Source organism: Acidimicrobiia bacterium, assembly GCA_035651955.1.
GTDB lineage: Bacteria > Actinomycetota > Acidimicrobiia > IMCC26256 > JAMXLJ01 > JAMXLJ01.
This window is the reverse complement of the sequence record DASRES010000014.1, coordinates 1-22658: the sequence shown is the minus strand read 5'-3', so window position 1 is coordinate 22658 and position 22658 is coordinate 1. Positions and strand designations below refer to the sequence as shown.

General features: G+C 71.8%; 19 protein-coding genes and 1 pseudogene. 8 read left to right on the top strand and 12 right to left on the bottom strand.

Annotated features, from left to right (window positions below; all coding sequences use genetic code 11):
* The first annotated feature begins 64 nt into the window (after positions 1-64).
* Positions 65-1033 (top strand): TIGR03621 family F420-dependent LLM class oxidoreductase, encoded by a 969-nt coding sequence (locus VFC33_03555; GenBank protein ID HZR12302.1) that lies wholly within the window; start codon positions 65-67, stop codon positions 1031-1033.
* Positions 1034-1160: 127 nt separating this feature from the next.
* On the opposite strand, the gene VFC33_03550 is transcribed toward VFC33_03555, so the two are convergent.
* On the bottom strand, positions 1161-1925 hold the full coding sequence (locus tag VFC33_03550; GenBank protein HZR12301.1) for a glucose 1-dehydrogenase: 765 nt from the start codon (positions 1923-1925) through the stop codon (positions 1161-1163).
* Positions 1926-2006: 81 nt separating this feature from the next.
* Between VFC33_03550 and VFC33_03545 the strand changes: the two genes are divergently transcribed.
* Positions 2007-2693 carry a TetR/AcrR family transcriptional regulator gene (locus VFC33_03545; protein ID HZR12300.1) on the top strand — a complete coding sequence of 229 codons (687 nt, stop codon included), beginning with the start codon at positions 2007-2009 and terminating at the stop codon, positions 2691-2693.
* 7 nt (positions 2694-2700) lie between these two features.
* Positions 2701-3645 carry a 2-dehydropantoate 2-reductase gene (locus VFC33_03540; GenBank protein ID HZR12299.1) on the top strand — a complete coding sequence of 315 codons (945 nt, stop codon included), beginning with the start codon at positions 2701-2703 and terminating at the stop codon, positions 3643-3645.
* Here VFC33_03540 and xylB read toward each other — a convergent pair.
* The 3 genes from xylB to VFC33_03525 are packed head-to-tail and all read right to left on the bottom strand — an operon-like array spanning position 3621 to position 7346.
* Positions 3621-5042: a xylulokinase gene (xylB, locus tag VFC33_03535; protein HZR12298.1), complete on the bottom strand. Its 1422-nt coding sequence runs from the start codon at positions 5040-5042 to the stop codon at positions 3621-3623. The genes VFC33_03540 and xylB overlap by 25 nt on opposite strands.
* Positions 5042-6190, bottom strand: a complete 1149-nt coding sequence (gene xylA / locus VFC33_03530) for a xylose isomerase (protein ID HZR12297.1) — start codon at positions 6188-6190, stop codon at positions 5042-5044. The genes xylB and xylA overlap by 1 nt, the downstream gene beginning before the upstream one ends.
* A 13-nt stretch (positions 6191-6203) precedes the next feature.
* Entirely contained in the window at positions 6204-7346 is a 1143-nt protein-coding gene (locus VFC33_03525) for an ROK family transcriptional regulator (protein ID HZR12296.1), read from the bottom strand.
* Positions 7347-7391: 45 nt separating this feature from the next.
* Between VFC33_03525 and VFC33_03520 the strand changes: the two genes are divergently transcribed.
* Positions 7392-9692: a glycoside hydrolase family 3 N-terminal domain-containing protein gene (locus VFC33_03520; protein HZR12295.1), complete on the top strand. Its 2301-nt coding sequence runs from the start codon at positions 7392-7394 to the stop codon at positions 9690-9692.
* 63 nt (positions 9693-9755) lie between these two features.
* On the opposite strand, the gene VFC33_03515 is transcribed toward VFC33_03520, so the two are convergent.
* Positions 9756-11249 carry an aldehyde dehydrogenase gene (locus VFC33_03515; protein ID HZR12294.1) on the bottom strand — a complete coding sequence of 498 codons (1494 nt, stop codon included), beginning with the start codon at positions 11247-11249 and terminating at the stop codon, positions 9756-9758.
* A gap of 82 nt (positions 11250-11331) precedes the next feature.
* Positions 11332-13026 (bottom strand): amidohydrolase family protein, encoded by a 1695-nt coding sequence (locus VFC33_03510; protein ID HZR12293.1) that lies wholly within the window; start codon positions 13024-13026, stop codon positions 11332-11334.
* A gap of 45 nt (positions 13027-13071) precedes the next feature.
* Here VFC33_03510 and VFC33_03505 point away from each other — a divergent pair, with 45 nt between their 5' ends.
* On the top strand, positions 13072-14010 hold the full coding sequence (locus tag VFC33_03505; protein ID HZR12292.1) for a cupin domain-containing protein: 939 nt from the start codon (positions 13072-13074) through the stop codon (positions 14008-14010).
* Between the two features lie 28 nt (positions 14011-14038).
* On the opposite strand, the gene VFC33_03500 is transcribed toward VFC33_03505, so the two are convergent.
* From VFC33_03500 to VFC33_03485, 4 genes and pseudogenes are all read right to left on the bottom strand, one after another.
* Complete coding sequence (locus VFC33_03500; protein ID HZR12291.1) at positions 14039-15535, bottom strand: AMP-binding protein; 1497 nt, start codon at positions 15533-15535, stop codon at positions 14039-14041.
* A 231-nt stretch (positions 15536-15766) separates the two neighbouring features.
* Positions 15767-16117, bottom strand: a complete 351-nt coding sequence (locus VFC33_03495) for a DUF2254 family protein (GenBank protein HZR12290.1) — start codon at positions 16115-16117, stop codon at positions 15767-15769.
* A 17-nt stretch (positions 16118-16134) separates the two neighbouring features.
* Positions 16135-16290: pseudogene (locus tag VFC33_03490) on the bottom strand (hypothetical protein).
* A gap of 220 nt (positions 16291-16510) precedes the next feature.
* Entirely contained in the window at positions 16511-17146 is a 636-nt protein-coding gene (locus VFC33_03485) for a TetR family transcriptional regulator (GenBank protein HZR12289.1), read from the bottom strand.
* A 355-nt stretch (positions 17147-17501) separates the two neighbouring features.
* On the opposite strand from VFC33_03485, the gene VFC33_03480 reads away from it, so the two are divergent.
* Both VFC33_03480 and VFC33_03475 read left to right on the top strand, forming a co-directional pair.
* On the top strand, positions 17502-18878 hold the full coding sequence (locus tag VFC33_03480) for a hypothetical protein (protein HZR12288.1): 1377 nt from the start codon (positions 17502-17504) through the stop codon (positions 18876-18878).
* 2 nt (positions 18879-18880) lie between these two features.
* The gene (locus tag VFC33_03475) at positions 18881-20281 is read left to right on the top strand and encodes a DUF1214 domain-containing protein (GenBank protein ID HZR12287.1); all 1401 of its coding nucleotides are present in this window, start codon (positions 18881-18883) and stop codon (positions 20279-20281) included.
* Positions 20282-20617: 336 nt separating this feature from the next.
* On the opposite strand, the gene VFC33_03470 is transcribed toward VFC33_03475, so the two are convergent.
* Positions 20618-20797 (bottom strand): hypothetical protein, encoded by a 180-nt coding sequence (locus tag VFC33_03470; GenBank protein ID HZR12286.1) that lies wholly within the window; start codon positions 20795-20797, stop codon positions 20618-20620.
* Between the two features lie 34 nt (positions 20798-20831).
* Here VFC33_03470 and VFC33_03465 point away from each other — a divergent pair, with 34 nt between their 5' ends.
* Positions 20832-21287: a hypothetical protein gene (locus tag VFC33_03465; GenBank protein HZR12285.1), complete on the top strand. Its 456-nt coding sequence runs from the start codon at positions 20832-20834 to the stop codon at positions 21285-21287.
* 26 nt (positions 21288-21313) lie between these two features.
* Here the strand turns inward: VFC33_03465 and VFC33_03460 are convergent, their stop codons facing one another.
* Positions 21314-22243 carry a hypothetical protein gene (locus VFC33_03460; protein ID HZR12284.1) on the bottom strand — a complete coding sequence of 310 codons (930 nt, stop codon included), beginning with the start codon at positions 22241-22243 and terminating at the stop codon, positions 21314-21316.
* Positions 22244-22658 lie beyond the last annotated feature (415 nt).

The window sequence follows — 22658 nt, the reverse complement described above, 5'->3', positions numbered from 1 at the left end:
AGAACACGATAATCGCACGGCGGAATGGGCGCTACCCCGCGTTGGTAAGCGGTATTCTCACCCGATGAGCGGACCCCGCCCGTTCCGCTTCGCGGTGCAGGCCACGACCGCGTCGAGCGCCGCCGAGTGGCGCGAGCTCGCCGTGCGGGTCGAGGACGTCGGGTACTCGACGCTCTTCCTCGCCGACCACTACCTCGGGCCGGGCCCGGCGCAGCGCGCCGCTCACACTCCGCGGCAGGACGTCGCCCCGATCGCGGCGATGGCGACCGCGGCCGCGGTCACCGACCGGCTGCGCATCGGCTGCCGGGTCTTCTGCGTCGACTACCACCTGCCCGCGGTGCTCGCCAAGGAGACCGCGACGCTCGACGTGTTGTCGGACGGGCGGCTCGAGGTCGGGATCGGCGCCGGGTGGAGCGACGTCGAGTACACGGCGATGGGAGTCCCGTTCGACGCGCCGGCGCGAAGGGTCGACAAGCTCGAGGAGGTCGTCGCACTGCTCAAGGCGCACTGGTCGGGCGACGAGCTCGACTGCTCCGGCGACCACGTGCACGTCACCGGGTACGCAGGAACGCCCCGTCCGGTGCAGCATCCGCACCCGCCCATGATGATCGGTGGCGCGCGTGCGCGCGTCCTGTCGCTCGCCGGGCGGGAGGCGGACATCGTGAGCATCTCGAACGTGCCGTTCGTCGCGCGCAACGAGGACGGTCTCACGCCGACGGAGGAAGCGATGCGTCGCGTGGGGTACGCACGTGCGGCCGCAGGCGCGCGGTTCGCCGCGCTCGACGTCGAGAGCTCGCCGTACTTCGTCGAGGTGACGGCCGACCGCGAGGCGGCGATCGGCCGGATCGCGCGCTCGCTGCGGACCGAACCGGACGTGCTTCGCGACCACCCGAACGTGCTCGTCGGCACGGCCGACGCGATCGTCGACCAGCTCGAGGAGCGGCGCGAGCCGTTGGCCGTCAACTACGTGACGATCCAGCAGGCGAGGCTCGACCAGTTCGCGCCGATCGTCGAGCGTCTCGCCGGCCGGTGACGGATCGGATCGCTCATCGCTCAATGAAGCGTGAGTCGGTTCAGGACCGACTCCTCGCTCACTGAAGCGTCACTGACACGGGACCCGCGCCGTCAACCGTCGTTGTCGACGCCGTGGCGCGTATGGCTCAGCCACGGCCGCGTGTCACCGGCGGGCCGCTCGCGGTGTACCCGCCGTCGACGGGGATCGCGGCGCCCGTCACGAACGACGACTCGTCGCTGGCGAGGAACAGCGCGGCAGCCGCGAGCTCGCCGGGACGCCCCCATCGCTTCATCGGAGTCGGCAGGTGCGCGCCGGACGGCGGCTCGCTGTCGGGGGCCGCGCCGGCGAGGCCCGTGTACGTCATGCCCGGGCAGATCGCGTTGATGCGGATGCCGGTCTCGGCGTAGTCGAGCGCGGCGGACTTCGTCAGCTGCACGACGCCCGCCTTCGTCGCCGAGTACACCGACAGCCCTTGCCACCCGACGAGCCCGGCCGCGGACGCGGTGTTGACGATCGAGCCTCCTCCGTTGTCGAGCATCGCGGGGATGGCGTGCTTCATCCCGAGGAACACACCCTTGAGGTTCACGGCGACGAGCTCGTCGAAGAGCGCGTCGTCGACGTCGGCGAGCGGTTGGTGCGGACCGCCGACCCCGGCGTTGTTGCACAGCACGTCGAGCCGGCCGAGCTCGCCCGTCGCGACGCCGATCATGCGGACGACGTCCTCGGCGCGAGTGACGTCGACGTGCGCGGCGCGCGCCGCCTCGCCGATGAGCTCCGCGACGTCCGCCTCACGGCCGCTCATGTCGGCGCACACGACACGCGCGCCCGCCGCCGCGAACCGCCTCGCGATCGCGCGGCCCATGCCCGAGCCGGCGCCGGTGACGATCGCGACCTTCCCGTCGAGCCGCACGTTCCCCCCGCCGAACGAGAACCTTGCTCTCGCAGCAGCGTAACGTCGATTACCAACGTGTGCGCCGGAAGGGACGGACCCATGACGGACGTCGACGCGAACGACCGCGAGCCCGGGCCGACGTGGCGCGGGCGCGTGGTGTCGCGGACGCTGGACACCGCGCGCACCCGCGCCGAGCAACGCGCGCAACGGCTTCTCGACGCCGCGTTCCAGATCATGGACGACAAGGGCACGACGGAGTTCACGATCCTCGACGTCGTGTCGCGCGCCAAGCAGTCGCTGCGCACCTTCTACCAGTGCTTCGACAGCAAGGACGAGCTCCTGCTCGCGCTGTTCGAGGAGACGATTCGCGAGGCGGTCGACGAGCTTCGTGCCGCCGTCGATGCCGAGGACGCACCGCTCGCGCGTCTGCGCGCGTTCGTCGTCTCGCTCCACGAGCAGTGCGATCCCGAGCTCGCGGCGCGGCGGCCCGATGCGCACAATCGGCGGCCGATCTCCGAGTTCTCGCTGGAGCTCGCACGCAGTCACCCCGAGCAGGTCGAGGCGATGTTCGCGCCGATCTCGCAGCTGCTCGCCGACCTCGTCAACGAGGCGAAGCGCGCGGGACAGATCGACTGGCCCGACACGCGCGTCGCGACGGCGCTCCTGCTCCGCTGCGTGGTCTCCACCTGGTTCGAGGATCGCCTGACGCGGAGCGCGGGGCTGCGGATCAGCGCGGAGGACAGCTGGCAGTTCTGCCTGCGCGCGCTGCAGGGGCACACGGGCTGAGGAACCCGTGAAGATCGCGGTCGTCGGGACCGGCGCGATGGGCTCCGTCTACGCGGCGTTCCTCGGTCGCGCGGGACACGAGGTGTGGGCGATCGACGTCTGGGACGCGCACATCGACGCGATCGCCTCCTCGGGGCTTGCCGTCTCGGGAGCGAGCGGGCACGACGTCGTGCGCGGTCTCCACGTCGGGCGACACCCGGCCGACGCCGGCGCGTGCGAGGTCTGGCTGGTCGCGACGAAGGCGTGGGCGGTCGGGACCGTCGCATCGCAGATCGCCCCGCTGCTCAGGCCCGGCGACGTCGTGGTGGCGTTCCAGAACGGGCTCGGCTCCGGTGCGCGCATCGCGCGGATCGTTCCCGAGCAGCACGTCGTCGTGGGCATCGCGGAGGGGTTCGGCTCCTCGATCCCCGAGCCCGGACACGTCCATCACGAGGGCATGCGGCTCATCCGCGTCGGGGAGCTGCACGGCGGGCTCACCGCCCGCGTGCGCGTGATCGAGCGAGCGTTCGCGGACGCCGGGTTCAACGTGCAGGCGTTCGCGGACATCGACCGGATGGTGTGGGAGAAGTTCCTGTGCAACGTGACGCTCAGCGCGCCGTGCGCGGCGTTCGACGTGACCGTCGGTCAGCTGATGGTGAACGCCGACGCGTGGCGTGTCGCGCTCGGCTGTACGCGCGAGGCGTACCGCGTCGGTGTCGCGAAGCGCGTCCCGTTCTCGTTCGACGACCCGGTGCGATACGTCACCGAGTTCGCGTCGACGATCCCGCACGCGAGCCCTTCGATGCGTCTCGACCATCTCGCCCACCGCCGTTCGGAGATCGACGTGATCAACGGCGCGGTCGTCGACCTCAGCCACGAGCTCGGGTTCGACGCGCCGTACGACGAGACGCTGTGCGCGATCGTCCGAGGACGAGAGGCGCGGTTCGATCAGCCCGACGCCCTCGACGCGTAAGCAGCGCGGATGGCGGGCGCGTCGACCGTCGGGTCCGGCTCGACCATCGCGCCCGCTCGGACGTTCCACGCGCGCGTGACCGCGTCGAACCTCTCACCCGTCAGCACCGCCGCGGCTTGGACCGCGGCGCCGCGCGCGACGAGCTCGGCGCTGTCGGGGACGGTCACCGGACGGCCGGTCAGGTCCGCGACGATCTGCCGGTAGGCGGCGCTGCGCGCGGCTCCGCCGACGAGCACGACGCGACCGGACGTCACGGCGGGCTCCCAGTGGGCGAGCGCGTCCGCGCCGGCGAGCAGGTTGCACACCACACCCTCGAACGCGGCGCGGGCGACCTGCTCGCGCGTCACGTCGGAGCGCAGTCCTGCGAGCGAGCCCGTCGCGTCCGGCCGGTTCGGCGTGCGCTCGCCGTCGAGATGCGGGACGAGGACGAGCCCGCCCGCGCCCGCGGGTGCGCCGAGCGCGAGCGCGTCGAGTTGGGGCATCGTCACGCCGAGCAGACGGGCGACGGCGTCGGTGACCTTCGTCGCGTTCAGCGTGCACACGAGCGGCAGGTGCCGGCCGGTCGCGTCCGCGAAGCCGGCGACCGCACCCGTCGCGTCCGAGCCCGGCCGCTCGCTCACGCAGAACGCGGTGCCGCTCGTCCCGATGCTCAGCACGAGGTCGCCGGGCTCGAGACCGAGCCCGAGCGCGGCGGCCATGTTGTCGCCGGTTCCGGGCCCGACGACCGCTCCCGTCGCGCCCCACTCCCCCACCACATCGGTGGGCCCGGCCACCCGTGGCAGCATCGCCGACCAGTCGACGGTGTCGTCGACGAGCGCGAGGAGATCTTCGCGGTAGCGCCCCTCCGCGGGTGACCAGTAGCCCGTGCCGGACGCGTCGCCCCGGTCGGTCGTCGCGTGACCGGTGAGCTGCGCGGTGAGCCAGTCGTGCGGCAGCAGCACCGACGCCACGCGCGCGTACACGTCGGGCTCGCAGCGGCGCAGCCACCGCAGCTTGGTGATCGTGAAGCTCGCGACGGGGACGCTCCCGCACGCGGCCGCCCACCCGCGCGCGCCGTCAGGCAACGCGGCGACGAGCTCGGCCGCGTCAGTGGCGGACTCGGTGTCGTTCCACAGCTTCGCAGGGCGGAGCACGTGACCGTTGGCGTCGCGCACGACGAGCCCATGCTGCTGCGCGGCGACCGCGATCGCGGCCGGCCGGTTCACCCGGGTCGCGCCCGCGAGGTGACAGGCGGTGTCGAACGCCGTGCGCCACGCGGCCGGGTGCTGCTCGCTGCGGGGCGGAGTGGTCGCAGGATGGGGCGCGCGCCCCGTGCTGACGATCGTTCCCGTGTCGACATCGCGGACCTCGACCTTGCACGCCGAGGTCGACGAGTCGACGCCCGCGACCAGTGGCATCAGCGCACGCCAAGGAGCAGCTCGGTGACAAGCTGGTCCAGGCGCTCGTGCCCGTAGCCCTGCGCAGCGAGCGCGTCCTCGTCCGGGCGCGCCGTCCGGACCGCAGCGAGCGGACCGGTCGGCTCCGCGAGCCGGTCGACCTTCGCGACGCGCAACGCCTCCTGGATCTCGGCGTCGTCGCGCATGCGCTCCGCCTTCGCCTTGAGGATCAGGTATGTCCGCATGCAGCCGCGCGCGAAGTCCCACACGCCGTCGGGATCCTCGGTGCGGTACGCGTGCGCGTCGAAGTGGCGCATGCCGTCCCATCCCGAGTCCTCCAGGAGGCGCACGAGGTAGAACGCGTCGCGAATGCCTTCCGAGCCGAACCGGAAGTCCTGGTCGAACTTGCCGATCCGCTGCGCGTTCAGGTCGATGTGGAACAGCTTCCCGTGCCAGAGCGTCTGCGCGACCGCGTGCGTGAACGACAACCCCGACATCGTCTCGTGCGCGAACTCGGGGTTGAGGCCCACCATGTCGGGCCACTCGAGCTCGTGGACGAACGCAAGCGCGTGCCCGACGGTCGGCAGCAGGATGTCGCCGCGCGGCTCGTTCGGCTTCGGCTCGATGGCGACACGCATCCCGTAGCCGCGCTCGCGGATGTGCTCGCAGCACAGGTCGACCGCCTCCTTGTAGCGGTCGAGCGCGAGCCGGATGTCCTTCGCGGCGTCGGCCTCGACGCCTTCACGGCCACCCCACATCACGTACACGTTCGCGCCGAGCTCCGCACCCAGGTCGATCGCATCCAGCGTCTTGCGCACCGCGAACCGGCGCACGTCGGGGTCGTTCGCCGTGAACGCACCTTCCTTGAACACGGGCCGGCTGAAGAGGTTCGTCGTCGCCATCGGGACCTTCATCCCGGTCTCGTCGAGCGCGGCACGGAAGCGCTTCACGATCCGCTCGCGCTCCGTCGGCGACGAGCCGTACGGCACGAGGTCGTTGTCGTGGAAGTTGACGCCGTACGCGCCGAGGTCGTGGAGCTGGTGCACGGCGTCGACGGGGTCGAGCGGTGGGCGGACCTCGTGACCGAACGGGTCCCGGCCCGGATTGCCGACCGTCCAGAGGCCGAACGTGAAGTGATGCTCGGGGCGAGGGGTGAAGTCGTCGGACATCTGGATCCTCCGTTCACGCGGACCGCGAGGAGACGCGGGGTGGGACGAGCGTGGGATCGGCGAGGACGGTGTCGAGCGCGGCGGTCGCCGCGCCGAACAGGGGCGCGTCCGAGCCGACGGTCGACAGGTGAACCGTGCACGGGTGCCAGCGCGCGCCGAGGGTCGTCGCGTGCAACCGGTCCTCGACGCGCGCCGCGAGCGTGTCGCCGTACGCGGTCAGCGAGCCGCCCAGGACGACGGCCTCGGGATCGACGAGGTGCACCACCGACCGCAGCGCGACGGCGAGCGCGTCCGCCGCGTGCTCGAGCGTCGCGTCGCGATCCGCGCCGATCACGGTCTCGAGGCACCCCCGTGCGCCGCACGCGCACCGGCGACCGTCGGGATCGACGACGACGTGCCCGAGCTCACCGGCGAACCCGTGCGCGCCACGCAGGATCCGCCCGTCGACAACGACGCCGGCACCGACACCGACGCCCGCGGACACGTACACGAACGACGACAGGTCCCGACCCGCGCCGTGGCGCAGCTCGGCCAGCGCACCGAGGTTCGCCTCGTTGTCGACCGCGATCGGCAGCTCGGAGGGCAGCCGCAGGTCGCCCCTGAGCGCGCCCAGGTCGGCGTCGAACCAGTGGAGGTTCGGCGCGACGAACAACGTCCGCGACGTCGCGTCGACAAGGCCGGGCAGCGCGAGCGTCGCGCCGATGCAACGGATGCCGAGCCGCGCCGCGGCGTCCACGGCGCGCGCCGTCACGGTACGCAGGCGGGCGACCACCTGCGACGCGCGTGCGTCACGGTTCGCCGCGTTGCGCCGCCGCGTCACTCGCACGTCGCCCGTCACGTCCACCACGCACGCGGCGACCGAGTCGACGTCGATCGCGAGGCCGAGCGCGCCCAGGCCGCGCCCCGCGACACCGACGTCCACGGATGGCCGGCCGACCCGTCCCGCTCGCGGCGTGTCGAGCTCCTCGACGAGATCGCGCGCGAGCAGGTCGCCGACGAGCGCCGACACCGTTGACTTCGTGAGGCCGGTCTCCTGCGCGAGCGCGGCCCGTGACCGCGGACCGTTCCGGGCCAGGTGCTCCAACACCAGGGAGAGATGGTGGCGGCGCACGTCGGACAGGTCCATCGGCGGTCGCGCGGGTGCGCCCGAGGCCATGAGTTCGTACGATACCCGAACTAACTGGATGGCGGGAGAGCTGGGATGCCGAACACGCCGGACGTCGACGCGCTGGTCGGTGAGATGACCCTCGACGAGAAGCTGGCCCAACTCGGCGGTGTGTGGGTCACCGATCTGCTCGACGAGCGCGGGTTCGATCGCGAGGCGGCGAGGCGCGCGATGCGCCACGGGATCGGGCACGTGACGCGGATCGGCGCGACGACGGGACTGCGGCCCGCCGAGCGCGCGGCATTGATGAACGAGATCCAGCGGTTCGCGCTCGAGGAGACGCGCCTCGGCATCCCGGTCATCGTGCACGAGGAGTCGACCGGCGGATACTGCGCGCGTGACGCAACGGTCTTCCCGCAGGCGATCGGGCTCGCGGCGACCTGGGATGAGCAGCTCGTCGGCGAGGTCGCCGACGTCATCCGGCAGCAACTGGTCGCGGTCGGCGCGCGCCAGGCGCTCGCGCCGGTGCTCGACGTCGCACGCGACCCGCGCTGGGGTCGCGTCGAGGAGACGTACGGCGAGGACCCGTACCTCGCAGGCCGCGTCGGCACGGCGTACGTGCGCGCGCTGCAGGCCGGGCTGCGCGACGGCGTCCTCGCGACGGGCAAGCACTTCCTCGGCTACGGGCTGTCCGAGGGCGGCATGAACTGGGCGCCCGTGCAGCTCGGGCCGCGTGAGTTGCGCGAGGTCTACGCGGAGCCGTTCGCGGCCGCGATCCGCGACGCGGGCCTCGGCTCGGTGATGAACTCGTACGCGTCGGTCGACGGAATCCCGTGCGCGGGCGGCGCGTCGATCCTGACCGCGTTGCTGCGCGAGGAGCTCGGCTTCGACGGTGTGGTCGTCGCCGACTACTTCGCGGTGGTCCAGCTCATGACCCACCACCACGTCGCCGCGAGCCGCGAGGACGCCGCCGCGATCGCGATCACCGCGGGTCTCGACCTCGAGCTCCCCGCCACCGACTGCTACGGCGAGCCGCTCCAGGCGAGGGTCGAAGACGGCACCGTCCCGATGGACGTCGTGGACCGCGCAGTGCGGCGCGTGCTGGCGAGCAAGGCCCGGCTCGGGTTGTTCGAGCAGCCGTACGTCGACGCCACCGCCGCGACCGCGGTGTTCGACACGCCGGCGCAGCGTGCGGTCGCCCGCCGCGCGGCCGCGTCGTCGCTCGTCCTCCTCACGAACGACGGCGTGCTGCCGCTCGCGCCCGACGTCGGGTCGCTCGCGGTCATCGGGCCCTCAGCCGACGACCCGCGCCTCCTGCAGGGCGACTACCACTACCCCGCCCACGTCGAGATCGTGTACGAGGGTGCGGCGTCGGCGCTCGTCCCCGCCAGCGACGAGCAGGGGTCGCTCCAGGCCGGCCCGTACTTCACGCATCACGTGACGCCGCTCGCCGCGTTGCGCGACGTCTACGGCGACCGCGTCGCGTACGAGCGCGGCTGCGCGGTGACCGGTGACGACGCCGACGGCATTGCCGCGGCCGCGTCCGTCGCGGCAGGCGCGGACGTCGCGATCGTGTTCGTCGGCGGCGAGTCCGGGCTCCAACCGCACTCCACGGTGGGCGAAGCGCGCGACGCGACCTCGCTCGCGCTGACCGGCGTCCAGCACGAGCTCGTGGACGCGGTGCTCGCGACGGGCACGCCGACGGTCGTCGTCGTCGTCAGCGGGCGCGTCCACGCGCTGGCGGACATCGCGGAGCGCGCGTCTGCGCTCGTGTACGCGTGGCTGCCCGGCGAGGAGGGCGGGAACGCGATCGCCGACGTGCTCACCGGTCGGATCGACGCGTCGGGCCGGCTGCCGGTGTCGATCCCGCGCACGGTCGGACAGGTGCCGGTGTACCGGTCACCGCGTGCGGGCGGCGGGCGCAGCATGTTCTACGGCGACTACACGGACTGCTCCCGTACGCCGTTGTTCCCGCTCGGTCACGGGCTCTCGTATGCGACGTTCGAGCGGGGCCCGCTCGACATCGAGCGCGAGGGGTCGACGACCGAACCCGTCGTCCTGTCGATCGAGACGCGCAACACGAGCGACCGCCCGGGCATCGACGTCGTGAAGCTCACCGTCGGCGACGACGTCGCGTCCGTGGCGCGTCCCGAGCGTGCGCTGTGCGGGTTCGCCAAGGTCGCGCTCGGGCCCGGCGAACGGCGGACGGTCCGCTTCACCGTCCACCCGAGTCGGCTCGCGTTCTACGACCCGGACATGCGCTTCGTCGTCGAGCCAGGCTCGTTCACGTTCCGCGTCGGGAAAGCGTCCGCGACCGTGCAGCTGCGCGGCGGCGTCCGCGAGTACCGGCAACGCGACGTCGTCGCGACGGCGGTCGAGCTCACCGCGGCGCGCTGACCCCTTCGTGCGTCGTCGAACCGCGCCATACGCGGTCGAGCGACGCACGAGTGACGGGTGACGTCAGTCGTTCGCGTCGTACCCGGCCGGCGGCTCGTCGAGGATGACGGTCTTGGTCTCGAGGAAGTGGACGAGACCTTCCTTGCCACCCTCGCGGCCGATGCCGGACTGCTTGAACCCGCCGAACGCGATGCCGAAGTCCGTGCGGAACGAATTCATGCCGACCGTCCCGGCGCGCAGCTTGGCGGCGACCGAGCGCGCCCGCTCGGGGTCCGGCGTGAACACCGCGGAGTTGAGCCCGTAGATCGTGTCGTTCGCGATCCGCACGGCGTCCTGCTCGTCGGCAGCGGGGATGACGCTCAGGACGGGCCCGAAGATCTCCTCCTGTGCGATCGTCGCCGAGTTGTCGACGTTGCCGAACACCGTCGGCTCGATGAACCACCCGCGCTCGAGATGCGCGGGCCGCTTGCCGCCGGCGGCGAGCGTCGCGCCCTCGTCGACGCCCTTCTTGATGTAGCCCTCGACGCGGGCGCGTTGGCGCTCCATCGCGAGCGGACCCATCTGCGTCTGATCGTCGAACGGGTCACCGACACGCACGCGCCCGAAGCTCTCCGCGAGCGCCTCGACCATCGCGTCGTGACGCTTGTTGGTGACGACGATGCGCGTGAGCGACGAGCAGACCTGACCGGTCATCGCGCACTCGGCCCGGGCGAGCGTCTTCGCGGCCGTCTCGATGTCGGCGTCGTCGAGGATCACCGCGGCCGACTTGCCACCGAGCTCGAGCGTCATCCGCGCGATCCGCTCGCCGAGGATCGCGCCGATCTTCCGTCCCGCGGCGGTCGAGCCCGTGAACGTGATCTTGTCGATGCGCGGATCGCGCACCAACAGCTCCGACACCTCCCGGTCGGCGGTCACGACGTTCAGGACGCCGGGCGGGAGGCCGATCTCCTCGGCTGCCTCCGCGACGACGTACCCCGCGCCGGGGGCCTCGGGCGACATCTTCAGCACGACGGTGCAGCCGGCGAGCAACGCGGGCCCGATCTTGTGCGGGATCAGCGCGTGCGGGCTGTTCCACGGCACGATCGCCCCGACCGTGCCGACGGGCTCGCGCACGATCAGACCGAAGCCGCCCTGCGACGGTGTCGCGGGCTCCTCGAACGCGAACGTGTCGGCGAGCGACGCGTAGGCGTCGAAGTCCTTCTGCATCACCATGGCGGCGAACTTCGCCATCTTGGCGATCGTGCCCGACTCGCGCGGCCAGAGCTGCGCCAGCGCGTCCGCGCGCGGTGCGAGCGCGGCGCCCAGCGCGCGCAGGTAGTCCGCACGCTCCTTGTGCGTGAGCGACGGCCACGTCCCTTCGTCGAACGCGGCCCGCGCCGCGGTGACGGCTCGGTCGATGTCCGAGGCCTGGGCCTCCGCGACCCGGTAGTAGAGCTCCTCCGTCCCGGAGTCGATGACGTCGATGGTCGACCCGGTCGACGGCGCGACCCACTCGCCCCCGATGTACAGGCGGTCGGGATGGCGAACCGGTGTGGCCGTGCTGCTCGTCGCGGTCATGTGCAGCTCCGTTGGTCGTCGGAACACGCGAGATGCGGCACTCAGTATCGCTATGCGGCGCTCAGTGCCGCATCTTTCGGGGTCAGCGCGCCCGGACGAGGCGACCGGGGCGGGCGCCGGTCGGCTCGCCCGCCTCGAACGTGACCTGGCCCGCGCAGATCGTCGCCTCGTAGCCGTCGACGTGCTGCACGAGCCGGCGCCCACCGGCGGGCAGGTCGAAGACCATCTCGGGCTCGTGCACCGTGAGACCGTCGACGTCGATGACGTTGAGATCGGCGCGCAGTCCGGGCGCGAGCGTGCCGCGGTCACGGAAGCCGTAGACCTCGGCCGTGCGCGACGTCTGCAGCCGGACCGCTTCCTCGAGCGCGATTCGCTCGCCGCGCGACCGGTCGCGTGCCCAGTGCGTGAGCAGCGTCGTCGGCATCGACGCGTCGCAGATGAGCCCGCAGTGGGCGCCACCATCAGACAGGCCGAGCACCGACGCCGGGTGCGTCATCATCTCGCGGATCGCGTCGTGATTGCCGTCGCCGTAGCTCACCAGCGGCGCGAACAGCAACGCCGTGCCGTCGCGCTCGAGCAGCCAGTCCAGCGCGACCTCCTGCGGGTCGCGCCGCTCGCGCTCCGCGACGGCCGCGATCGACGTCGACGGTGCGGGCTCGTAGTCGGGTGGGTCGCCGAGCGGGAAGATCTGCGAGAAGCGGGTCATCAGCCCGGCCGCGATGCGGTCGCCCGTCGCGGGTGACTCGCTCACGAGCCGCGCGCGCACGTCCGGGTCACGCAGTCGCGCGACGCGCTCGTCGAGCGGCAGGTCCCGCAACGCACGGTACGTCGGGTGCGTGATGAACGGGTGCAGCGACGACTGCAGCCCGAACAGCATCCCGGTCGGCCGCGACGACACCTGCGGGACGATCGCGACGCCGCCCGCCTGGTAGCGCGCGGCGTCGGCGAGGGCGCGCCGGTGCATGTCCGGATCGATCGGTGACTGCGCCAGCGCGTAGGTCACCGTCCCGCCACTGCGCTTCGCGAGATCGACGAGCAGCTCGATCTCCGGCACGGTCCCGACGTGGTCGGACACGACCTCGAAGGCCCGCCACCCGACCCGTCCCATCGCGTCGCCGACCGCGAGCAGCTCGTCCGCCGGCGCATACGTGCCGGGCACGAGCCCGTGCCGCGACTTGTGCAGCACCGTGCGCGACGTCGTGAACCCGACCGCGCCGGCGCGCAACGCGTCCTCGACGACCGCCGCCATCGCGAGGACCTCGTCGGCCGTGGCGTCCTCGTGTGCGCGCTCGCCCATCGTGTATGCACGGACCGCGGCGTGCGGGACCTGCGCGGCGACGTCGAGCACGCGTGGGATGCGCTCGAGCGCATCGAGGTACTCGGCGAAGCTCTCCCACTGCCAGTCGATGCCCTCGTGCAGCGCGGTGCCCGGGATGTCCTCGACGCCCTCCATCAGCTCGATCAGGAATCCCTCGTCGCCCGGCCGCACCGGCGCGAACCCGACGCCGCAGTTGCCCATCACGACCGTCGTGACGCCGTGCCAGCTCGACGGCGTCAGCTCCGGGTCCCACGTGACCTGACCGTCGTAGTGGGTGTGGATGTCGACCCAACCGGGAGCGACGACCGTGCCGTCGGCGGCGATCTCGCGGCGGCCCGCGCCGCCGACCCTGCCGCCGACCTGTGTCAGCACGCCGTCGTCGACCGCGACGTCGCCGCTCCGCGGTGGCGCGCCCGTGCCGTCGACGATCGTGCCGCCCCTGATGACGATGTCGTGCATGGCGGCGACCTTGGCACACGGCACCATCCGTCGCCAGGAGCGATCATGCTCGTCATGACACCCAATGCGTTCGGGCGACGAGTGGTCACGGCGGACGACGGCATCGCGAGCGACGGTCCCCCGCCCCGGACCGTCGACGTCGCGGGCGGCATCGGGGTCGCGGAGCTCCTCTGGCTCGAGGGGCCGCCTGCCGACGTCGCCGACGGCACGGACCGCACGGGTGGCGGCTTCCCGCTCGAACCACCACCCGGCGGCGCGAGCGCGCGTGTGATCCGGCTCCCGCCGAGCGGTGACTGGCTGCGCGTCGAGGGAGACGACGACGCGCGGCCAGGCATGCACGCGACCGACACACTCGACTTCGTCGTCGTGCTCGACGGCGAGATCGTGCTCGGCACCGGCGACGGGCGGGAGACGACGATCGGTGCGGGCGACTTCGTGGTCCAGCGCGCGGCGCCGCATCGCTGGCGCGTCGCGGGCGACGAACCGTGCACGTACTTCGTCGCGATGCTGCGCCCGGATCCGTCGCAGCCGTCGGTCGACATGACGTGGTCGGTCGGCGAGGTCGCGTCGGCGCGGCGCGTCGTCACCGGCGACGACACCGCCGTCGACGAACCGCCTTCGTGCAGCCTCGAAGGCGGAACCACACGGCTCGTCGACGTCTGGCACACCGGCGGCCCGTTGTCGCGCGCGACGCAAGGCGGGGATCCGACCGGACCGTGGGCACTCGAACCGCCGCCCGGCGGCGCCTGGTTCCGGCGCGTCGACATGGAACCGGGCCCGCCGCTCGAGGCGGGCTGGCACCGGACGCGCAGCATCGACGTCGACGTCGTGCTCGCGGGTCGTCTCGGTCTCGACCTCGCCGGCGGCGACTCGGTCGAGCTCGGTCCCGGCGACGCGGTCGTCCAGCGCGGGACCGACCACCGCTGGCGCGTGATCGGCGACGAGCCGGTGCAGTTCGCGGCCGTGATGCTCGCGCTGTCCTGACGCGACGTGACGCGACGTCGCGGCGGCGTCAGCGTCGCGACGACAGGATCCGCGCCTGGAGGTCGCTCTTCACGACCTTCCCCATGGGGTTGCGATCGATCGCCGCGACCAGCTCCACCTGCTCGGGCGTCTTCTGACGCGCGAGTCCCTGCGCGGCGCAGTGGGCGGCGATCACGTCGAGCGTGACCGTGCGGTCCGGTACCGCGACGACGACCGCGCAGACACGCTCGCCGGTCCGCGCATCCGGCAGGCCGATCACCGCGACGTCCGCGACGTCGGGATGGCGCAGGAGCACGTCCTCGAGCTCGAGCGCGGAGATGTTCTCGCCGTTGCGGATGATCACGTCCTTGAGCCGCCCCGTGATCGTGACGAACCCGTCGGCGTCGACCTCGCCCAGGTCTCCGGTGCGGAACCAGCCGTCGTCGTCGAACGCGCCGGCGTCGAGCGTCGCGTCGACGTACCCCGTGAAGCACTGCGGGCCCTTCAGGCGCAGCTCGCCGTCGACGACGCGTACGCGCACGCCGGGTGAGGCCCGACCGACGGTCGAGACGAGCTGGTCGGCCGGATCGGACGGCGACGCGCAGGTCGCGATCGGGAACTCGGTCAGGCCCCACGAGCTGACGACGTGGACACCGAAGACGTCGACGAGCTCGTGCACGAGCTCGGGTGGTGTCGGCGCGCCGCCCGCGGTGAACGCGCGCAACGCGGGGTACAACGGCGCGTCGCCGTGACGCCGTTGCGCGTCGAGGTAGGCGCGGAAGAAGGGGACGCCGGTGCCGAGCAGGGTTGGCCGCACTGCGGCCATCGCGTCGCCGATCGTCGCCGGGTCGAAGCCGTCGAAGAGCACCAGGCGGCCGCCCGCGCGCAGCACCGACGCGATCATCGTCACACCACCGATGTGGGTGACCGGCCACGCGATCGGATAGACGTCGCCGTCGCCGATCCCGAGGTGGTCCGTCATGCCGCGCGACGACGCGATCACCGACGCGTCGGTGTGGCGGACGCCCTTGGGTGCCGCCGTCGTACCGGACGAGAAGTAGATCCACCGGCACTCGCCGTCGTCGGCGGGTGGGCGGCGGAGCGTGCTCGGGTCGCCCGCCGGCAAACGGAGCGCGTCGCCGATCGCCCCTTCGAGGTCGATCGTCAGCACGCCGAACCCGCGGTCGGTCGCCAGCGCGCGCGCCATGTCACCGTGCGCGAAGCCGCGCCACGTCTCGGGGACGACGAGCAGCGACGTACCGATCTGGTCGACGATCGACCCGACCTCGCGTTCGCGCAGGATCGGGATGATCGGGTTCTGCACCGCGCCGACGCGCGCGAGCGCGACGAGCAGGACGACCGACTCGAGCACGGTCGGCAGCTGCCACGACACGAACTGGCCGGCGGTGACGTCGAGCCCGGCCGCGACACGCTCGGCCGCGTCGCGCAGCTCGACGGTCGTCAGCGACCGGCCGTGGCTGTCGGCGAACACGACCCGTTCGGGACGCTCGCCTGCCGCGGCGACGACGAGGTCCCAGACGGTCACGACACTCCTCCCCGCGACACGGCGCGGAACGCTACTTCCGCGCGCCGCAGACGCGTGATGGTCTCCGAGCATGGGCGCGGCTCAGTGTTGCGAGGAGCGATCCGTGAGCTCGATCGGGACGTGCTCGGGCTCGCCGAGCGTCCGCATGCTGAGCCGCCGCTCGACGCAAGCGGTCCACGACACGGCGCGCCACCAGGCGCTGAGCCTGACCGTTTGGGGCACGACTCGCGGTCAGCGGCGCGACTTGTGTACCGACGCGGCGTCGGGGGTCACAGCTCGTCGATCACCGACACTTCGGCCCTGGTTGCGTTCGCGTGCAACGACGACCGTGCGTCGCATGCGGTCCTCGTCGATGCCCGTCGCGGCACCGTGGACGCGGAACCGGTTGCCTTCGACGGGCACGAAGTCGCCGACCGCGGGGACGAGCTCGACGATCACGTCCGCGTCACCAGCCATCTCGACCAAGGCACGCTCGTCCACCGCGAACGCCACGCCCGACTGCCGGACCGCCACGGTTCCCGGGGACCTGTCGTCGGCGAGGGCCGATCGGTCGGAACCCTTGCCCGAGTCGCACGGTGTCATCACGGACGACTCGATGATCACGAGATCCCGAGCGACTGACCGACGCGGTGCACGTACGGGATCAGCGCGACGGTGCTGACGATGATCAGCACGTACGCGACGACGATCGCGACGGCGGGAACCGTGTCATCGTGGACCTTCCGCGTCGCGAGCATCGCGCCGGCGAACGTCGCGACGAAGACCGAGTATCGGCGACGCCACTTGGTCGACGGCCTCGTCGGGAGGCACGCGGCCGGGCCTCAGCACGCGAGCGTTGGGTACTCGACGCGGGCGCGGTCCATGAAGACGACGGCGAACGACCAGGCGGATCGCCGTCGCCGGCACGTGCCCCGTGCCGCCGTCACGGGCGATCGGGCGCGCTGACGTCGCGCACCCGTGACCGCCGCGCGCTCGTCAACGGTGGAGCTCGACCGGAGCGGAGAGCGCGGCGCTCGCGACGGTGATCACGGTCTCGACGAACGACCGTCGCGACCGCGCCGCGTAGCGTTCGGGTTCACCGAGCGCGTGAACGATCAGGTCGGCGACGAGCAGCAGACGGACGCGCAACAAGTCGCGAGGCACGCCCGGGAGTGCCGTGTCGAGGAGTCTCGACACCTTCCGCGTCGACGGCGCGAGCTCGTTCGTGACGAGGCGCGTGATCTCGGGATCGCCGTGGAGTCGCACCCGGCCGAGGAACCGGACGTAGGCACGGCCGTCGGGACCTGACTGGGCCAGGGCCGCGAGCGGCACGACCAGCGCGCGCACGACGCTCTCGACCGACGGATGGCCGGGATCGATCGCGTCGAGCATCTGCCGGCGTCGCTGCTCGATCCCCGGCATGCGATCGGCGAGGATCGCGCGCACCACGTCGTCCTTGGTGCCGAAGTGGTAGTTCGTCGACGCGACGTTCGTGCCAGCTTCCGTGTTGATCCGGCGCAACGAGACGCCGTCGATCCCGTGCGTCGCGAACAGCCGTTCCGCGGCGCGCAGGATCCGCGTTCGGGTCGACGCCGACTGCCGGTCGGGGACGCCCGCGACCTCTTCTATCACGTGATAGACCTCTGTTCAATCGAGTGATAGAACCGCGCGCGGCAAGGGTAGCCGGGCGCGAACGCGCCATCCGATCGGAGGCGACATGCGAACACGTGCCACGGTGCTCGGACTCGCGGCGGCGACTTGCCTGGTCGCCGGCACGTCATGGATGCCTCCGGCCGCTCACGCGAGCGAGCTGCGCGCGCGCACGACTCGATGCGCAGCCGGGCCTGGGGGCCCGCGCGCGGTCCAGACGCCACCGGGGCCCGTCGCCAGCTCGCAGGATCCCGGCCCGTCTCCCCTGTTCGTCGGCCGGCCGGTGTCGGCCCATTCGCTGGGGCCGATCACGCGCTACGTCCCGGATCTGTCCCTGATGCACGGCGACGCCGGCAACACCGACACGTCGGACTGCCCGGCACCGACGGGCGACGGTGTCGCCGTCATCAGCGCGCAGACCTTGTCGCTCACGCCCGAGATGTGGGGACGCGACGGATCGTTGACGACGGGATGCGTCGCGCCGCAGCCGTCGGGGATCGTGCGCTGCATCGCTGCCGTCGACCCGCGCACGATGACGCCCTACGCGCGGTGGCTGCCGCCCGCCGGCGAGACGCTGCAACTCGCGTATGCCGTGCTCGACCGGGCACACGACGACGTCGTCGTCGGATCGACCCAGGGTCACGTCTTCGTCGTGCATCGCAGCGACACGGCGGACACGACGACCTTCACGCTGGTGCGTGAGGTCGACGTCTCGGGGTTGCTCCGGCCCGGCGAGTCGCTGCTCGCGACCGCACCGGACGCGAGCGGCCGCATCTGGTTCACGACCGGCGGGATCCTCGGCGCGGGCGACAACCCGGCGCCGTCCACGACGGTCGGCGTGATCGACGTCGACGGGCGCGTCCACGTCGTGCACCTCGACGGGCAGGTGGTCGAGAACGGCTTCGCGGTCGACGGTGACACGATCTACGTGGACACCGGACCTCCGGACACGTCCTCCAGCAACGTCGGGTACCTGATCGCGTTCACGCTGACGGACGGCCGCGTGCGCCAGGTGTGGCGGGAGCAGTACGACGCGGGGACGGCGCGCAAGCCGGGTGGCTTCGCACGCGGCTCGGGCGCCACCGTCACGCTGGTGGGCGACGACTACGTGACGATCACGGACAACGCGTCCCCGCGGATCCACGTGCTCGTGTACCGACGTGGGAACGTTCCGGACGACGGGCGCCGCCTCGTGTGCTCGGTACCGATCTTCGACGCCGGTCGGAGCGCGAGCGACGTGTCTCCCATCGGCGTCCAGGTGGGGAACCGGGCGAGCATCATCGTCACCAACGACTACAACGCGCCGCCGCTGTGGCTCACGGCACCCGACAACGGCCCGCACAACGACATGACGGCGATGGCGCCCGGCGTCGCCCGGGTGGACGTCGAGCCCGGGGCACATCGTTGCCGCACCGCGTGGACGATCGACGTGCGGACCAAGACCGTGCCGTACCTGTCGACGCGCACCGGGCTGCTCTACCTGTACACGCAGGACGCGACGCTCGCGCGCGCGGGTATCTGGGTCTGGTACTTCACCGCCGTCGACTACCGGACGGGACGCGTCGTCTGGCAGGCGCGCGCGGGCGCTGGCGGCACGCTGAACGACGACTACACGCCGATGAGCATCGGCCCGACCGGCGCCGTGTACCAGAACCTCCCGACCGGCGTCGTGTTCGCGCACGATCGCTCGACACCGAGCCCCGAAGGAGGATGACGGTGCGCGGATGGCGACTCCCGTGGTCCGCGCTCCTGACGCTCGCGCTCGCTACGGGCGGCACGCTGATGTCGGCCCGACCGGTGGGCGCCGAGTCGATGCGATCGCGCGCGCCCGGCCCGCTCGCGACCGCCGACGAGCTGCGTTCGGAGCGATTGGCGGAACGGCTGGTGGCGACGCCGCAGGTGCAGGCGGCGGCCGCCACGGTCGAGCGACAGTGGCGGGCGAAGCTCACGGCGAAGCTCGGAGCTCTCACGCCTCGGACGAACGCCTCGCTCGCACCCGCGATCCGCGAGCTCGCGTTCGCGTACGCGCAGAAGGCCGCGAACGGCGACCCGGCGCGCCCGATGGTGTCGTGGATCGAGTCGCCGCCGCACCGCTGGTTCGGCACGTGCGTTCCCGGCGGCCGCTACGCGGGCGACGATCCCGACACCGTCTACCGCATCGTTCCGATCGACGGCGTGTCCACGTACCGCGTGACGGGTCGCTTCACGTATCGGCGGCCGGCGACGACGCTGTTCCAGGTCGTCACCGACGTGAACGTCCTGACCACGGTGAGCCAGCTCGACGGCGAGGACATGACGGTCGCGCCCGACGGCTCGTTCACGCTCACGATCGACCCGACGGCCGGGACCGGCACGGCGAACCACCTGCAGACCAAGCCGGGCACGGTGGAGCTGTTCGTCCGCGACACCTTGAGCGACTGGAGCGCACAGGCGCCGCCGACGCTCGCCGTCCGCCGCGTCGCCGGTCCACCTCCGGCGCCGCCGCAGACGTTCGCGCAGCTCGTCGACGACACCGTCCGCGGCATCCAGACGCAGGACTGGATCGACTTCTTCATTCTCGGCCTGCAGTACGCGCCGCCGTCGAACGTGTGGTCCGCGCCGTTGATCACGGGCACGACCGCGCGCGCGTTCGCGAACTACCACCTCGACGACGGTCACGCGCTCGTCATCACCGCCGACCCCGCGAAGGCGCCGTACCTCGGCGTGACCGTCCAGACGCCGTGGACGATCACACCGCCGTACTGGGATCGCCAGTCGAGCCTCACCAACGACCAAGCCCGACCGAACGCCGACGGCAGCTTCACGTTCGTGCTGTCGACCCGTGATCCTGGCGTCGCGAACTGGCTCGACACGACCGGCCTGCGCGACGGAACCCTGTTCGCCCGCTGGCAGGACCTGCGCGGTGGCACGTCGCCGATGATCAGCGCGCGTCTCGTGACGCTCGCGAACCTCGACGCCGTGCTCCCCGCCGGGAGCGCGCACGTCACGCCGCGGGAGCGGCAGGTGCAGCTCCGGCAACGGGCAGCCGGATTCGCCCGCCGCGCCGGCATCCCTCACGGCTGCATCACGAACGGCACGCGACCGTCGTCGACGCACGCGGCGAGCGACGAACGGTGACGCGGAGCCTGCCTACGAAGCACTGGACGTCGCCGCCGACCCGGGTCAGGTGCTGATCGTGTACACCGCGGAGCCCGGCTCGCCGTCACACGCTGCGCTGCACGCGCTGGCCGGGTGGCGCGCCGACGTGAACGTCGACCACTGACCCCGCGTCGCCACCGCGACGCGGGCTGGTCCGTCGCCGAACACCGCGGAAGCGCTCCCGCCGCCGCAGAACGGGCCCCCAGCAGGCAGCTGGTGCCCGTGGCGCGTGTGCTCGTCACCGGCGGTACCGGGACGCTCGGCCGGTACCTCGTTCCTGCGCTCCTCGCGCGAGGTCACGACGTACGCGTCTTCTCACGTCACGCACAGCGTCAAGGCAGCATCGACGCCGTGCGCGGTGATGTCACCGACCGCGACCGCGTCGTCGACGTGGTCAAGGGCGTCGACGTGGTGCTCCACGCTGCGACGAGTCCTCGCCCCGGCGCCGGCCGTGTCGAGGTCGACGGGCATCCGCAACGTCGTCGATGCGGTCACCGCGACTGGCGCGCATCTGCTCTACGTCTCGATCGTGGGAGTCGATCGACATCGCTTCCCGTACTACAAGGTGAAGCGGGAGGCCGAGCGGATCATCTCGGCATCACGATGCGCATGGACGATTCAGCGCGCAACGCAGTTTCACGACTTGCTCGACGCCTTTCTCGCGATGCCGCTGTTCCTCCGAACGCCACATCTCGCGTTCCAGGTCGTCGATGCGGGTGAGGTCGCCCAGCGGCTGATCGCGCCGACAGAAGGTGCGCCCAAGGGACGCGCTCCGGACTTCGGCGGACCGGAGATCGCTCCGATCAGCACGCTCGCGTCGACGCGCCGTGAGATCACCGGTCGCCCGGTCGCGTTGCTCCCCGTACGTCGGGTCGGCTTCCTCCGCGACTTCGACGACGGACGGCACCGCTGCCCCGACCGACGCGACGGCCACAAGATCTGGTCGGAGTGGCTTCGCGAGACCACCCGCGCTCCGAACCTCTGAGCACCGATCTTCGCCCCCGAGCACGGTCAGCTGCTCGTCCGAGGAGGCTGCGCCCCCGGGTAGCCGGGATACGAGTCCTTGAACACGCCCGAGTGCAGCAACACGACGGCGGTGGTCCGGTGGGAGTCGGCGTCGACGACCGTCGTGCGCGTCCAGTACGACTCGGTTCGGCGGCTCTGACCGAGCGCGACGAGCTCGCGTTCGAGCGAGTAGTCGTGGTCGACGAATACGGGACCGTCCACGAGTCGGATCTCGAGATCGAGGAACAGTCCGAGCGACGGCGTGCGTACCGGCCATGACGGCCCGCTCTTGTGAGCGAGCACGCTGATCATCTCGATGGGCACGACCGCACGGCCCCACGGCGACGTACGCGCTGGCGCGTCCGTGTACCAGGGGTGCGGCTCGGTGATGCGCGCGAGCTTCTCGTCGAGCGAGAACGGATACCCCGACCCGTTGCGTTCGCTGCGCGTGATGCGCACGACGCCCGGATCCGTCGAGGTCGCGCCCACCTCGAGCCGATCGAGCACGTGCAACTCGCCGGGATCACCGAACGTCGCGAGCCGCCGCTCGAGCTCCGTCGTCCCGTAGTCCGGCCCCACCGACGCCGTGCCCGCGAACACCTGCGCGCCATCGCGCTTGTGTGCGCGCGCGACGACGCTGCCACTCGCGTCGGGGACGAGGAGCGACGCCTGCACCTCTTCACCCTGGACCACCATCGTCCGGAAGTGCGCGCTGAGACAGCCACGCTCGAACCACGCGTCCCCCCACAGTGCCACCGCGAGCGGATCGACCTGGCTGAAGTGCGTCGGGCCTTCGATCGGCGCGCCGGCAAGCCCGAGCGACCCCGCGGTCGCGTCGTCGTGCACGCTCGCGTGCCCGTCGTACTCCTGGTCGGCGAGCATCTGCGCGGGCGCCCGCCACGGGCCGATCAGCGTGATCTCGGTGTCGAATCGCACATCCGTGTCGTACCACGCCGCGATCGTTCGCTGTCAGCCGCGTCCACCGGACCGGCGGACGCGAGCTCTCGCGTGCCTGCCCGGCCGCGGGACGGCTGCCGACCGACGACCACGAGCACCGACATGGTTCGGAGAGCGACGCGGTGTGGAGCGCACCAGGTCGGGGTCCCGCACCGGCGCCCGCCCGCGTTGGTTCGCCGAGAGGAAACGGCACACAACGGCACACGACAGATTCACTCCTGATCCTGTTGATCGTGCTGGCGATCGTCGCGCTGGGGCTCGGCTTCGTCGTGAAGTGGCTCTCGATCGTCTCGTCGCGCTCCTGATCTCTTGCGGTCGTTCGAGCGCTCGCTCGTCGGGCACGGGGAGGGTAGGGCTGCGTGGAGGGAAGGTCTGCGTCACGCCCCGCGACGCG

Bases quoted from the DNA above. Each gene is read 5' to 3' on its own strand.
- VFC33_03515 (HZR12294.1), bottom strand. From the start codon at position 11,249: ATGACCGCGACGAGCAGCACGGCCACACCGGTTCGCCATCCCGACCGC.
- VFC33_03555 (HZR12302.1), top strand. From the start codon at position 65: ATGAGCGGACCCCGCCCGTTCCGCTTCGCGGTGCAGGCCACGACCGCG.
- VFC33_03525 (HZR12296.1), bottom strand. From the start codon at position 7,346: ATGGCCTCGGGCGCACCCGCGCGACCGCCGATGGACCTGTCCGACGTG.
- xylB (HZR12298.1), bottom strand. From the start codon at position 5,042: ATGCCACTGGTCGCGGGCGTCGACTCGTCGACCTCGGCGTGCAAGGTC.
- xylA (HZR12297.1), bottom strand. From the start codon at position 6,190: ATGTCCGACGACTTCACCCCTCGCCCCGAGCATCACTTCACGTTCGGC.
- VFC33_03495 (HZR12290.1), bottom strand. From the start codon at position 16,117: ATGACACCGTGCGACTCGGGCAAGGGTTCCGACCGATCGGCCCTCGCC.
- VFC33_03510 (HZR12293.1), bottom strand. From the start codon at position 13,026: ATGCACGACATCGTCATCAGGGGCGGCACGATCGTCGACGGCACGGGC.
- VFC33_03520 (HZR12295.1), top strand. From the start codon at position 7,392: ATGCCGAACACGCCGGACGTCGACGCGCTGGTCGGTGAGATGACCCTC.
- VFC33_03545 (HZR12300.1), top strand. From the start codon at position 2,007: ATGACGGACGTCGACGCGAACGACCGCGAGCCCGGGCCGACGTGGCGC.
- VFC33_03505 (HZR12292.1), top strand. From the start codon at position 13,072: ATGCTCGTCATGACACCCAATGCGTTCGGGCGACGAGTGGTCACGGCG.
- VFC33_03480 (HZR12288.1), top strand. From the start codon at position 17,502: ATGCACGGCGACGCCGGCAACACCGACACGTCGGACTGCCCGGCACCG.